The following is a 12,972-nucleotide window of genomic DNA, read 5'->3' on the forward strand; positions in this document are numbered from 1 at the left end:
CTCACCGGCCCGGCGCCGGCACCGGGTGGGCGAGCAGCGCCGTCGGGGCGCCGGCCACCCGGGTCAGCACCAGACTCGCCGCCACGCCGGCCCCAGAGGCGGTACGCAGCCGCAGGTCGCGGCGCAACTGGGCGGGGTCGAGCGGGGATCCGCGTTTGAGGATCTCCAGCCGCGTGACACCGCGTTCGCGCAGCAGCGCCCGCAGCCGCTTCAGCGAGAACGGCAGCACGTCGGTGATCTCCAGACACCTGCCGTACGGCGTGTCGGTCGGCGTGTCGGCGTAGACGTAGGCGATCGACTCGTCGGCGAGAGTGCCGTCGACGGTCGCGGCGAACGCGGCGACCAGGTGCGAGCGGACCACCGCCCCGTCCGGGTCGTACAGGTAACGCCGGACCGGGCCGACGGTGACCGGCTCGCCGCCGTCGCCGGTCAGGTCGGTGGCCGGCTGGCCGGTCCGCAGCAGGGTGGCCCGGCGTGGGGTGTCGGCCAGCGGGCCGCACCAGAACGCCGCCTCGACCACCTCCCGGTCGACGCTGACCCACTCGGCCTCGGCTCCTGGCGGGATCAACCTGTGGTCGATGCCCGGTGCCACCTTGAGTACGGTCCGTGGCACTCGGGCGACCAGGGTCCGGACGAAGTCCCAGGACGGGGAGTAGTTGTCCGGGTCGAAGGTGCGCCGACCGGTGCCGGACCGGCGGGCCGGGTCGCAGAAGACCGCGTCGTAGCCGGTGAGGTCGACTCCGGTGGCGTCGGCGCAGACCACGTCGACCAGGTGGGCCAGCCCGGTCGCCTCGGCGTTGGCGGCGGCGATCGCGGCGGTGCCCGGGTCGGCCTCCACCGCGTACACCCGGATGCCGGCCCGGGCGGCGGCGAGGGTGTCCGCGCCGAGACCGCAGCCCAGGTCGGCGAGGTGGCGTACCCCGGCGGCGCGTAACCGGTCGGCGCGCCGGTCGGTTACCACCGACCGGGTGGCCTGCTCCAGGCCGGCGCGGGTGAAGAACATCCGGGCGGCGGCCGGGCCGAACTTGCCGACCGCGCGGGCGCGCAGCGCGGCCTGGGTGAGCGCGGCGGTCGCCAGCGGTGCCGGCACCCCGGCGGTACGCAGCGCGGTCGCCGCCGCGAGTGGATCCGTCCGGCCCGGTGCGGCCAGCACCTCGGCTGCGGTGACCAGCGCGGCCGCGCCTTCCGGGGCGCGCAGGGCGGCCAGTTCGTCCGGGTGCACCGCGACATTGTCCATGCTCGGCCATCGGGCTAGCACTCCGCACAGGCGACTGCTAATCTGCGGTTAGCACTCTCGGGTCGAGGGTGCCAGCCCGCCGGCTCCCGCCGGTGAGCGAAACGCCAGGCGGTCCGGCACCCGCGACGACGGATCCGCCCGGTGGACATGAGGCAGATTGACGCCGGTTACCCACGTGGCCGGCACCAAAACCAGATACCCCAGGAGGGTATGCCCGTGACTACCGCGACCAAGGTTGCGATCAAGCCGCTCGAGGACCGGATCCTGGTCCAGGCGAACGAGGCTGAGACCACCACGGCGTCGGGCATCGTGATCCCCGACACCGCCAAGGAGAAGCCGCAGGAGGGCACCGTCCTCGCTGTCGGCCCCGGCCGCGTCGACGACAAGGGCAACCGGATCCCGGTTGACGTCAACGTCGGCGACACGGTCATCTACTCGAAGTACGGCGGCACCGAGGTCAAGTACGCCGGCGAGGAGTACCTGGTGCTCTCCGCCCGCGACGTCCTCGCGGTCATCGAGAAGTGACCTACTGCCAGTGCTGAACGCCCCGAAGCCCCAGCCCGGGGCTTCGGGGCGTCGCCCGTCGGCCGGTGCCGGCAGCCGCCGGCCGGCCGACGGCTAGTGCCTGTGAAGGGAATGTCATGGCGAAGATCCTGAGTTTCTCGGACGACGCCCGGCACCTCTTGGAGCACGGCGTCAACACGCTCGCGGACACGGTCAAGGTCACCCTCGGCCCGCGCGGGCGCAACGTCGTGCTGGACAAGAAGTTCGGCGCTCCGACGATCACCAACGATGGCGTGACCATCGCCAAGGAGATCGAGCTCACCAACCCGTACGAGAACCTCGGTGCGCAGCTGGTCAAGGAGGTGGCGACGAAGACCAACGACGTCGCCGGCGACGGGACCACCACCGCAACCGTGCTCGCCCAGGCGATGGTCCGTGAAGGTCTGCGCAACGTCGCCGCCGGGGCCAACCCGGCCGGCCTCAAGCGCGGCATCGACGCGGCCGCACAGAAGGTCTCCGAATCGCTGCTGGCCAAGGCAGCGGAGGTGGCCGACAAGGGCTCGATCGCGCAGGTCGCGACGATCTCGGCCCAGGACGCCACGATCGGCGAGCTGATCGCCGAGGCGATGGAGCGGGTCGGCCGCGACGGCGTCATCACCGTCGAGGAAGGCTCCACCCTGGCCACCGAGCTGGAGGTCACCGAGGGCCTGCAGTTCGACAAGGGCTTCATCTCCCCGCACTTCGTCACCGACGCCGAAGCGCAGGAGGCGGTCCTCGAGGACGCGTACATCCTGATCACCACCCAGAAGATCTCCTCGATCGAGGAGCTGCTGCCGCTGCTGGAGAAGATCGTCCAGGACAGCAAGCCGCTGCTGATCGTCGCCGAGGATGTCGACGGGCAGGCGCTGTCCACCCTGGTGGTCAACGCCGTACGCAAGACCGTGAAGATCTGCGCGGTCAAGGCCCCCGGCTTCGGTGACCGGCGCAAGGCGATGCTGCAGGACATGGCGATCCTGACCGGCGCCGAGCTGATCGCCCCGGAGCTGGGCTACAAGCTCGACGCGGTCGGGCTGGAGTCGCTGGGCCGGGCCCGGCGGATCGTGGTCGACAAGGACACCACCACGGTGGTCGACGGTGCCGGCAACGACTCCGAGGTCGCCGACCGGGTCACCCAGATCCGTAAGGAGATCGACGCGTCCGACTCGGACTGGGACCGCGAGAAGCTCGCCGAGCGGCTGGCGAAGCTCTCCGGCGGCATCGCGGTGATCAAGGCCGGGGCCGCCACCGAGGTGGAGATGAAGGAGCGCAAGCACCGCATCGAGGACGCCATCGCCGCGACCAAGGCCGCGGTCGAGGAGGGCACCATCCCCGGTGGCGGCGCGGCGCTGAGCCAGATCGCCGCCGTGCTCGACGACGACCTCGGCTTCGACGGCGACGAGAAGGTCGGCGTGTCGGTGGTCCGCAAGGCGCTGCACGAGCCACTGCGGTGGATCGCCCAGAACGCCGGCTACGACGGATACGTCGTGGTCGGCAAGGTGCTCGAAGGCGACTGGGGCCACGGGCTCAACGCCGCCACCGGTGAGTACGTCGATCTCGCCCGGGCCGGCATCATCGACCCGGTGAAGGTGACCCGCAACGCGGTCAGCAACGCCGCGTCGATCGCCGGGCTGCTGCTCACCACCGAGAGTCTCGTGGTGGAGAAGCCGGAGAAGGCCGAGCCGGCCGCCGGCGGGCACGGACACGACCACGGACACGGCCACCAGCACGGCCCCGGTTTCTGACCGGGAGTTCCACCTGTTCCACCTGTTCCACCTGTTCCACCTGTTCCACCTGGATCCGCGTGATCAGTACGGCCGAGGGCGCACTCTGCCCGAGGTTTCTGATCACGCGGATTCTGCGTATCGTCGGCGGTACCTACGCGCCGTCGACCCCGTACGGTGCCGGACAGATGGGCTGGACGCGATGAGGCCGGAGCCGACGGTGCCGGACGCGACAGGGCCGGAGCCGACCGGGCCAGCTGCGCAGACCGAACCGCCGGGCCGCCTGCCCGGACCGCTCGCAGCGCTTGCCGGGGTGGCCGCTGCCGCGCTCGCCCTGGGCCTGGCCGAGCTGATCGCCGTAGCCACTGGCGCCCGCTCGGCACCGCTGGTCGCGGTCGGCGGGGTGGTCGTCGACACCGTCCCCGAGCCGCTGAAACAGTTTGCCATCGACGTGTTCGGCGTACACGACAAGACCGCGCTGCTGATCGGCACCGGCGTACTGCTCGCCGGGTTCGCGGCCGTGATCGGGGTGCTGGCCGCCGGCCGGCTCGCAGTCGGCTTCGTCGGCGTCGCGGTCTTCGGCGTGGTCGGCGCGGCGGCCGCGCTCACCCGGCCCGGTGCCGGGCCGGCCGCCGTCCTGCCGGCGGTGATCGGCGCGTCCGCCGCCGCGCTGCTGCTCTGGGCGCTGCTCGCCGGCCCGCTGCGGCCGGCTTCCGTCGCCTCGTCGGCCTCGTCGGATGAACCGGTACCGGTTCAGCCCGGTGCCGGCACTGCCGACCGGCGCCGGTTCCTGTCCAGCGTCGGCGTGTCGGTCGGTGCCGCCCTGGTCACCGGTGCCGGCGGTCGTTGGCTGGCACAACGCCGGGGGGTGGCCACCGCCCGGTCCGCGGTGTCGCTGCCCGCTCCGGTCGACGCCGCGCCGCCGCTGCCTTCCGGTGTGGACCCGGCGGCGCCGGGGCTGAGCCGGTACGTCACCACCAACCGTGACTTCTACCGGATCGACACCGCGTTGGTCGTGCCCCAGGTCGACCCGGACGAATGGCAGCTGCGGATCCACGGCCGGGTGACCAACCCGATCACCCTGAGCTACTCCGACCTGCTCGGGATGGAGCTGGTGGAGCGGTACGTCACGCTGGCCTGTGTCTCGAACGAGGTGGGCGGGACTCTCATCGGCAACGCCCGCTGGCTCGGCGTACCGGTGCGGGACCTGCTGGTCGAGGCGGGCCCGCTGCCCGGAGCCGACCAGGTCGTCGGCCGGTCCGTCGACGGTTGGACCTGCGGCACCCCGACCGAAGCGCTGCTGGACGGGCGGGACGCGCTGCTCGCGGTCGGAATGAACGGTCAACCACTGCCGGTCGAGCACGGTTTTCCGGTCCGCATGGTGGTGCCCGGCCTCTACGGGTACGTCTCCGCCTGCAAGTGGGTCACCGAGCTGGAGTTGACCAGCTTCGCCGACTTCGACGCGTACTGGGTGCCGCGCGGCTGGGCGGCGCAGGGCCCGATCAAGACCCAGTCCCGGATCGACACCCCCCGGGTCCGCGCCGAACTGTCCGCCGGCACCGTACCGGTGGCCGGGGTGGCGTGGGCCCCGCACCGGGGCATCAGCGGCGTCGAGGTACGGGTGGACGACGGCCCCTGGCAGCCGGCCGAGCTGGCCCCGGCGGTCTCCGCAGACACCTGGGTGCAGTGGGTCTGGCAGTGGCCGGCAACCTCGGGTGAGCACCTACTGCAGGTCCGGGCCACTGACGGGACCGGTGCCACCCAGCCCGAACTACGCCAGCCTGTCGCCCCGGACGGGGCGACAGGCTGGCACTCGGTCCGGGTAACAGTCCAGTAGGGACAATCGAACCGGCGGCCCGTGGCCGAGGTCGCGGCCGTGCTGGCCGCGACCGCGACCGCAGCCGCGCGGTAGGTGACAGTTCGCCGCGGTCAGGCGGCGGTGGCCGAGTCAGCCGGCTGCGGCCTGACGGCGGCCGACTCCGGCCGGCGCTGGGCCGGCACGGTCGACTTGTGCGGTCGGCCCAGCCGGGCCTCCAGCCGTTGCACATCGACCCGGCCGCCACGGCGGTCGGCAAGATCCTCCCAGCCGAGGGCGAGCAGCCGGAGCCGTTCCGACTCGCTGAAGCCGCCCCACACCCCGTACGGCTCGCGCACCGACAGGGCGTGCGCGGCGCACTCCGCGCGGACCGGGCAGGTCCGGCAGACCGCCTTGGCTCCAGACTCCCGGCGGTTGCGTGACGACCCCCGCTCACCGTCGGGGTGGAAGAACTGGGCGCTGTCCCGGCCACGGCAGGCACCGAGGATCTGCCACTCCCACAGGTCGACGATCGGTCCGGGCAGTCGGCGTACATCCGACATCTGCACCCCTCCTTCCGCGCGGCTCCCGCGGACACTTCGTGGTAGGACCGGGCGGCCGGCCGCGCAAGCGCTCCGGTCCTTCATGTCACCGGGGTACCCGGGAGTCCCACTGCTCAATCACCCGTGCCGGAACGTGTGGGAACACCCGGGTCGGAACCTGCGCGCGATAGCCGGTCGGCGACGTGGCCGCCGGTCCTGAACTTTCATCTTTTTTCGTGGCAAAGCACATGAGCGAGCGTGCCTCGCGTGATCTGCTGCTGGCGGGAGAGGGGAGTCACAAGTGCGCAAGGTGCTCGTGTGTGTACGAACGGTAATTGCAGCTCAGAACATCGCCGCCGCCGCCGCCCGGCTCGGCCTCTCCGCCGCAGTACGCACAGCAGTCTCTGAACCGGAGGTGATGCTGCGGCTCGCCGAACGGCCAGCCGAGATCGTACTCGCCGACACCGCCCTGGCCCGTCCGGACAGCGCAAGCTTCACCCGCCGGGTGCTGGCCCGTTCGCCGGGCAGCGTGATCGTGCTGTTCGGCGGGGAGGACCCGCAGGTGGCGTCGGCCGCGCTGGCTGCCGGCGCCCGCGGGCTGCTACGCGGCACCGACGACCTGGTCACCGCCGTGGCGAAGACCCTGCTGCTGCTCGCCGCGCCGGGCCGCCGTACACCGGCACTGCTGACCGAGCAGTCAGCAGCCGCACCGGCCCCGGCGGTGACCGCCACCATCGGTGCCGCTGGCGCGGTGACCCACCACCCCGGGGCTGCCGCCGCTGGTACCGACTCCGCCGGACGATCGGTCACCGGCGCCGCCGCCGAACCGGCGGCGCCAGCCGCCGCCGGTGCGGACCCGGCCACCGGGCCGAACGTCGTGCCGAACCAGCGCGACGACGCGGCCGCGACGGCGTCGGCCGCCGACACCGCCGGCGCACCGATGCCCGTCCCGCACTCCGACGGCACGGTGACTCAGGACCAGGACCAGGACACGGACTCCGGCACCGCCCCGACGGATGGCGCTGTGTCGAACGGCGGCGGGCCGAACGGTGCCGGGCCGGACGGCACTCAGCCGTCAGACGGTCGAATCAGCGCACTACGCCGGATCGGGCTCACCGAACGCGAACTGCAGGTGCTGCGCGGGATGGCGGAAGGCAAGAGCAACGGCGAGATCGGCCGCGACCTGTTCGTCTCGGAGGACACCGTCAAGACCCACGCCCGGCGACTGTTCCGCAAGCTCGGCGCACGGGACAGGGCGCACGCGGTGGCCACCGGATTCCGTACCGGACTGGTCGCCTGACCGACCTTAACCCGGCCGGCCCTTGTCGTCGGCCGGTCGGTCCTGGTCGTCGTCCGCCTCGTCCCGCAGGGTGTCGTGCACGCCGTCGGCGTACCCCCGCGCGTACTCCCAGCTCACGTAGTGGTCCGGGTCGGGGTTGAAGGCCGGCTCGTGCACCCTCGGCCGGCCGGAGTCCAGCAGGTGCCGCAGATTGCCACGCAGCAGGTCCCAGTCGAAGTAGTGCGGCTCCCGGCAGTCCTCGCAGTCGATCACCAGCCCGCGGATCCCGACCGCGCCGAGCAGCGCCCGGTAGACCTCCAGGTCGGCGAGGTCCTCCAACACGTCCTGCCGTTCGGCCGGCGTCAACGAATCCGGCTCGCCGGCCTCGGTGGGATCCTCCAGCCCGGCTGCCGGATCGGCGGGGTCGCCGCTGAACGGATCGATCGGCTCTTCGTGCACCCCTCCACCGTAGTCCCACCCGTACCGGCTGCGTGGGCCCCACCCGGTCCGGCTGGCCGCGCAGGTGGCGCGTCCGGCCGGACCGACGGTGGGTACGATGAACCATCGCACCGCGAGACGGGGCGAGCCGGTCAACCGCCACCCACGCCGGGCCGCCTGCCGCCCCGGCGCCCGGGCATCAGCCGCCGCCGGCCTCAGGCGAACCGTCCGACCAGCTCAGGGGAAGAAGTCGTGGAATACTCGCCCACCCAGCAGCCCGTCGTCGACAGCACCGCCAACGGCGGTCACGTGCCCCCGGTCCCCGCCGCGTTCGGCGGCCACGTGCCGGAGATGCCCGCCGGGTCGGCCCGGGCGGTGCCGCTCGGGTTGACCTTCGACGACGTGCTGCTGCAGCCCGCCGAGTCGGACGTCATCCCGAGCCGGGTCAACACGGTGACCTCGATGACCCGCAACGTGCGACTGTCCGTACCGCTGCTGTCCAGCGCGATGGACACGGTGACCGAGGCGCGGATGGCGATCGCGATGGCCCGGCAGGGCGGCATCGGCGTGCTGCACCGCAACCTCTCCGCCGACGACCAGGCGATCCAGGTCGACCTGGTGAAACGCTCCGAGGCCGGCATGATCACCAACCCGGTGACCTGCGGCCCGGACGACACCCTGCGGCACGTCGACACACTGTGCGGCCGGTACCGCATCTCCGGCGTCCCGGTCGTCGACGAGCAGGGCGCCCTGGTCGGCATCATCACTAACCGCGACATGCGGTTCGAGACCGACCAGAACCGCCCGGTACGCGACCTGATGACCTCGATGCCGCTGGTCACCGCCCCGGTCGGGGTGGCCAAGGCGGATGCGCTGGCCCTGCTGCGCCAGCACAAGGTGGAGAAGCTGCCCCTGGTCGACGACGCCGGCCGGCTGCGCGGGCTGATCACCGTGAAGGACTTCACCAAGAGCGAGCAGTACCCGGACGCGACCAAGGACGACGCCGGCCGGCTACGGGTGGCCGCCGCGATCGGCGTCGGCGACGACTCGTACAAGCGGGCCCGGACCCTGGTCGACGCGGGCGTCGACGTACTGATCGTCGACACCGCCCACGGCCACCAGCGCGGGGTGCTGGACATGGTGCGCGCCCTGAAACGGGACACCGAGGTCGACGTGGTCGGCGGCAACGTCGCCACCTACGCCGGTGCCCGCGCGTTGGTCGAGGCCGGCGCGGACGGGGTCAAGGTCGGGGTCGGTCCGGGTGCGATCTGCACCACCCGGGTGGTTGCCGGGGTCGGCGTACCGCAGATCACCGCGATCATGGAGGCGGTCCGGGCCTGCCACCCGGCCGGCGTTCCCGTGATCGCCGACGGCGGCATCCAGTACTCGGGCGACATCGCCAAGGCGTTGGTCGCGGGTGCGCACACGGTGATGCTGGGCAGCCTGCTCGCCGGTTGCGAGGAGAGCCCCGGTGAGCTGCTGTTCATCAACGGCAAGCAGTTCAAGTCGTACCGGGGAATGGGGTCGCTGGGCGCGATGCAGTCCCGTGGCCAGGCCCGCTCCTACTCCAAGGACCGCTACTTCCAGCACGACGTGCTCAGCGACGAGAAGCTGGTCCCGGAGGGTGTCGAGGGCCAGGTGCCGTACCGTGGACCGCTGGCCACCGTCGTGCACCAGCTGATCGGCGGGGTCCGGCTGGCAATGGGGTACGTCGGCGCCGAAGGCATCGACGACCTGCACCAGCGCGGCCAACTGATCAGGATCACCGCCGCCGGTCTGAAGGAAAGCCACCCGCACGACATCCAGATGACCGTCGAGGCCCCCAACTACCACACCCGCTGACCTACGCCGTCGACCTGCCCGCGCGGTGGCCGAGCCGCCGGGCGGTCGACCTGTTCATGACGGAGATATGCCATGCGTGACGTGGTCGAGATCGGGCTGGGCAAGACCGCGCAGCGCGGCTACCACCTGGACGACATCGCCATCGTGCCGAGCCGGCGGACCCGGGACGTCGACGACGTCTCCACCGCGTGGCAGCTCGACGCGTACCAGTTCAAGATCCCATGCGTGGCGCACCCGTCGGACGCCACGATGAGCCCGGCAAGCGCCGCCAAGTTGAGCGAGCTCGGCGGGCTCGGTGTACTCAACGTCGAAGGGCTGTGGACCCGCTACGAGGACCCGAGCAAGGTGCTCGGCGAGTTGGCCGCGCTGGACGACGACGACCCGGCGACCCAGCGGCTGCAGGAGGCGTACGCCGAACCGATCCGCCCCGAGCTGATCGCCGAACGGGTCCGGCAGATGCGGGCCGGCGGCGGTACGGTCGCCGCCCGGGTGTCACCGCAGCACACCCTGGCGCTGGCCCCGGTGGTGCTGGACGCCGGCGTGGACATCCTGGTGATCCAGGGCACGCTGGTGTCTGCGGAGCATGTCTCCACCACCGACGAGCCGCTGAACCTCAAGGAGTTCATCGCCGACCTGGATTTGCCGGTGGTGGTCGGCGGCTGCACCGACTACAAGACGGCGCTGCACCTGATGCGTACCGGTGCGGCCGGGGTGATCGTCGGGATCGGCGCGGACGAGTGGTCGACCACCGACTCAGTGCTCGGCATCCGGGTGCCGATGGCCACGGCGATCGCCGACGCGGCAGCCGCCCGCCGCGACTACCTGGACGAGACCGGTGGCCGGTACGTGCACCTGATCGCCGACGGAGACCTGCAGACCTCCGGTGACATCGCCAAGGCGCTGGGCTGCGGTGCCGACGCGGTGATGCTCGGGGAGCCGCTGTCGCTGTGTGCCGAGGCCCCGGCGGCCGGGGCGTGGTGGCATTCGGTGGCCAGCCACCCGAAGCTGCCGCGCGGCGCGCTCGGGGTGGCCGACGAGCCGCTGGGCACGATGGAGCAGATCCTGTTCGGCCCGGCCGACTCCCCGGACGGCCAGCAGAACCTGTTCGGCGGGCTGCGCCGGGCGATGGCCAAGTGCGGCTACCGCGACCTGAAGGAGTTCCAGCGGGTCGGTCTGGTCCTCGACCGGTGACCATCCGCTGTCCGTCGTTCGCGCCGGGCCGCCGTCGGTGGTCCGGGCCACGGCGGCGTCCGGCGGGTGTCGCCGCGCTGCTGACGGTGGTGCTGGCCGCCGGCATTGCCGGCTGCGGCGTCCTGCCGGAGCTAATCGACCGAAACGACGACAGCCCGGCGGGTGGTTTCCAACCCGGTGCGGCCGGCATCGGCGACCCCTACTTCCCGACGTACGGCAACGGCGGCTACGACGTGGCCGGCTACCAGTTGGCGTTGCGCTACGACCCGGACGGCGAGCGGCTCGACGGCACCGCCACGATCACCGCCACCGCCACCGCGGACCTGTCCCGGTTCAACCTCGACTTGGCCGGGCTGGTCGTCGACGAGGTCATCGTCGACGACACCCCGGCCGAACACAGCCGCGACGGCAACGAACTGGTCGTGACCCCGACCACCGGCCTGACCGACGGTACGCAGTTCACCGTGGTCGTCGACTATGGTGGCCGGCCCGAGCCGCTGACCAGCCCGGACCTCGGCGTGGGCGGCTTTCACGTGACCGACGACGGGGCGATCGCGCTCGGCCAACCCGAGTCGGCCAGCACCTGGTTCCCGGTCAACGACCACCCGCTGGACAAGGCAACCTTCGACATCGAGATCACCGTCCCGGACGGGCTGGCTGCGCTGAGCGTCGGCGTACCGGGGCCGACCCGCAGCGACGACGGCTGGACCACCTGGACCTGGTCGGAGTCCACCCCAGTGGCCAGTTATCTGACCACTGTGGTGATCGGCGACTACCGGGTGGAGCGTGGCACCCATGCCGGCCGGCCGATGGTGACCGCCGTCTCCGCCGACCTGCCGGAAGGCGGCCCGGCCGAGCAGGCGATGGCCCGCACCGGCGAGATCGCCGACTATCTGGAGACGGTGTTCGGCCCGTACCCGGTCGACGCGTACGGCGGCGTGGTGGTGAACGACGACCGGATCCGCTACGCCCTGGAGACCCAGTCCCGGCCGGTGTACGGCGACGTGTTCTTCGACTCCGGACCGGTCACCTGGGTGGTCGCCCACGAGCTGGCCCACCAGTGGTTCGGCAACAGCGTGTCGATCCGGCACTGGCGGGACATGTGGCTCAACGAGGGTTTCGCGACGTACGCGGAATGGCTGTGGTCCGAGCACGACGGTGCGGCCACCGTCGACGAGATGTTCGACCGCGAGTACGACCGGATCGACTGGGCGAGTCCGGCCGGTGACCCCGGCCCGGCGGGGATCTTCAGCCAGTCGGTGTACAAGCGGGGCGGGCTGACCGTGCACGCGTTGCGGTTGACCATCGGCGACGACGCGTTTTTCCGCCTGCTCCGCACCTGGACGGCCGAGCGACGCAACGGCAACGCCAGCACCGAGGAGTTCGTCACGGTCGCCGAGCGGGTCTCCGGGCAGCCGCTGCGGGAATTCTTCGATGCCTGGCTGTTCGGCGACACCGCCCCGGCCAAGCCCTGACTGGTAGTACGTGGCGGGCCCGGCGTGGATGCCGTGCCCGCCTTGTCATGGTGTGGTGTGGGCTTCGGTCACCGTTGGAGGGTGAGGACGCCGGGGCGGTAGGGCAGGAGGCCGTAGTCGCCGCCGGAGTTGGGGGAGCGTCCCTGGTAGAGCATTTGGAGGTTGCAGGGGTCGATGGTCATGGTCTGGTCGGGGTTGGTGCGGATGAGTTCGCCGTGGCTGATGTCGTTGGTCCAGGTGGCGCCGCTGTTGGCTTTGCCGGCGAAGGGGTTGTTCTCGCTGGTGGCGTTCGGGGTCCAGGTGCCGCCGAGGTTGGTGCCTCGCACGCCACTACCACCGGGCCAACAAACTCTCTGGTCGGGCTCGTACTTCGCCGGCTCCGTCGGCGGCGCGCCACCGAGCATCGTGAAGCAGCACATCGAGCAGCAGAACCGGCCAGGTTAGAGCACTGCTCGGGCCCTGGCGGCCCCCCAGCGCGGGCCTTCACCCCCGGTCTGAAGGCCGGAGCACTGGCCCGCGTTCCGGTAGCTGACGTTGCTGGCGCTCACCGCCGAGTCGCTCTGGGTCAGTGACGTGTTCCAGGCCTGCATCACCGTCTGCCCGGCGCCGAACGACCACGTCAGCGTCCAACTGGTCAGTGGATCACCGAGGTTGGTGATGGTCACGCGGGCGCCGAACCCGCCTGGCCACTGGGACGACACCGCGTAGTTGACCGAGCAGCCCGCCGCGGCGGCACCGGCCGGTGCCGCCACGGCGAGCGCGGCCGACGCCAGCAACGCGGCCCCGGCCGACGCCAGGCCGGCTCTGGTTGTTCTCGATTTGATCATTTAGCACTCTCCCAGCAGGACGGTGATCTGGCACTCTGTGCGCAGGTCAGTGTTAGGTGAGCGTTAACATCCGTGCCGGGTA

General features: G+C 71.6%; 11 protein-coding genes and 2 pseudogenes. 8 read left to right on the top strand and 5 right to left on the bottom strand.

What is annotated here, in order from left to right; translation table 11 throughout:
- Window position 1: 1 nt before the first annotated feature.
- On the bottom strand, window positions 2–1,237 hold the full coding sequence (locus tag O7543_RS23760) for a class I SAM-dependent methyltransferase (protein ID WP_281551838.1): 1,236 nt from the start codon (window positions 1,235–1,237) through the stop codon (window positions 2–4).
- A gap of 210 nt (window positions 1,238–1,447) precedes the next feature.
- Here O7543_RS23760 and groES point away from each other — a divergent pair, with 210 nt between their 5' ends.
- The 3 genes from groES (at window position 1,448) to O7543_RS23775 (ending at window position 5,338) form a co-directional block, all read left to right on the top strand.
- A complete protein-coding gene (gene groES / locus O7543_RS23765; RefSeq protein WP_123606067.1) occupies window positions 1,448–1,762 on the top strand; it encodes a co-chaperone GroES in 315 nt (104 codons plus the stop codon).
- A 116-nt stretch (window positions 1,763–1,878) separates the two neighbouring features.
- Window positions 1,879–3,522: a chaperonin GroEL gene (gene groL, locus O7543_RS23770; RefSeq protein ID WP_281551837.1), complete on the top strand. Its 1,644-nt coding sequence runs from the start codon at window positions 1,879–1,881 to the stop codon at window positions 3,520–3,522.
- 262 nt (window positions 3,523–3,784) lie between these two features.
- The gene (locus tag O7543_RS23775; protein WP_281555724.1) at window positions 3,785–5,338 is read left to right on the top strand and encodes a molybdopterin-dependent oxidoreductase; all 1,554 of its coding nucleotides are present in this window, start codon (window positions 3,785–3,787) and stop codon (window positions 5,336–5,338) included.
- Window positions 5,339–5,430: 92 nt separating this feature from the next.
- Here O7543_RS23775 and O7543_RS23780 read toward each other — a convergent pair whose 3' ends face one another.
- Complete coding sequence (locus O7543_RS23780) at window positions 5,431–5,859, bottom strand: WhiB family transcriptional regulator (RefSeq protein ID WP_278173781.1); 429 nt, start codon at window positions 5,857–5,859, stop codon at window positions 5,431–5,433.
- Window positions 5,860–6,139: 280 nt separating this feature from the next.
- On the opposite strand from O7543_RS23780, the gene O7543_RS23785 reads away from it, so the two are divergent.
- Window positions 6,140–7,138, top strand: coding sequence for a helix-turn-helix transcriptional regulator (locus O7543_RS23785; RefSeq protein WP_281551836.1), 999 nt, complete (start codon window positions 6,140–6,142; stop codon window positions 7,136–7,138).
- A gap of 6 nt (window positions 7,139–7,144) precedes the next feature.
- On the opposite strand, the gene O7543_RS23790 is transcribed toward O7543_RS23785, so the two are convergent.
- Entirely contained in the window at window positions 7,145–7,576 is a 432-nt protein-coding gene (locus tag O7543_RS23790; protein ID WP_281551835.1) for a DUF5319 domain-containing protein, read from the bottom strand.
- A gap of 330 nt (window positions 7,577–7,906) precedes the next feature.
- Here O7543_RS23790 and guaB point away from each other — a divergent pair, with 330 nt between their 5' ends.
- From guaB to O7543_RS23805, 3 genes are all read left to right on the top strand, one after another.
- Window positions 7,907–9,397 (top strand): IMP dehydrogenase, encoded by a 1,491-nt coding sequence (gene guaB / locus O7543_RS23795; protein WP_281555723.1) that lies wholly within the window; start codon window positions 7,907–7,909, stop codon window positions 9,395–9,397.
- 72 nt (window positions 9,398–9,469) lie between these two features.
- Entirely contained in the window at window positions 9,470–10,588 is a 1,119-nt protein-coding gene (locus O7543_RS23800; protein ID WP_281551834.1) for a GuaB3 family IMP dehydrogenase-related protein, read from the top strand.
- A gap of 104 nt (window positions 10,589–10,692) precedes the next feature.
- On the top strand, window positions 10,693–12,063 hold the full coding sequence (locus tag O7543_RS23805) for a M1 family metallopeptidase (protein ID WP_281555722.1): 1,371 nt from the start codon (window positions 10,693–10,695) through the stop codon (window positions 12,061–12,063).
- Window positions 12,064–12,131: 68 nt separating this feature from the next.
- Here the strand turns inward: O7543_RS23805 and O7543_RS23810 are convergent.
- Window positions 12,132–12,380 (bottom strand): annotated as a pseudogene (locus O7543_RS23810) (non-reducing end alpha-L-arabinofuranosidase family hydrolase); the annotation flags it as partial.
- Window positions 12,381–12,414: 34 nt separating this feature from the next.
- Between O7543_RS23810 and O7543_RS23815 the strand changes: the two are divergent.
- A pseudogene (locus O7543_RS23815) lies at window positions 12,415–12,507 on the top strand (IS200/IS605 family transposase); the annotation flags it as partial.
- Here the strand turns inward: O7543_RS23815 and O7543_RS23820 are convergent.
- Window positions 12,504–12,890: a cellulose binding domain-containing protein gene (locus O7543_RS23820; protein WP_281551833.1), complete on the bottom strand. Its 387-nt coding sequence runs from the start codon at window positions 12,888–12,890 to the stop codon at window positions 12,504–12,506. The pseudogene O7543_RS23815 and the gene O7543_RS23820 sit on opposite strands and share 4 nt — an antisense overlap.
- Window positions 12,891–12,972: the final 82 nt, after the last annotated feature.

The sequence above is a fragment of the Solwaraspora sp. WMMA2080 genome, from assembly GCF_027497395.1.
Classification (GTDB): Bacteria; Actinomycetota; Actinomycetes; order Mycobacteriales; family Micromonosporaceae; genus Micromonospora_E.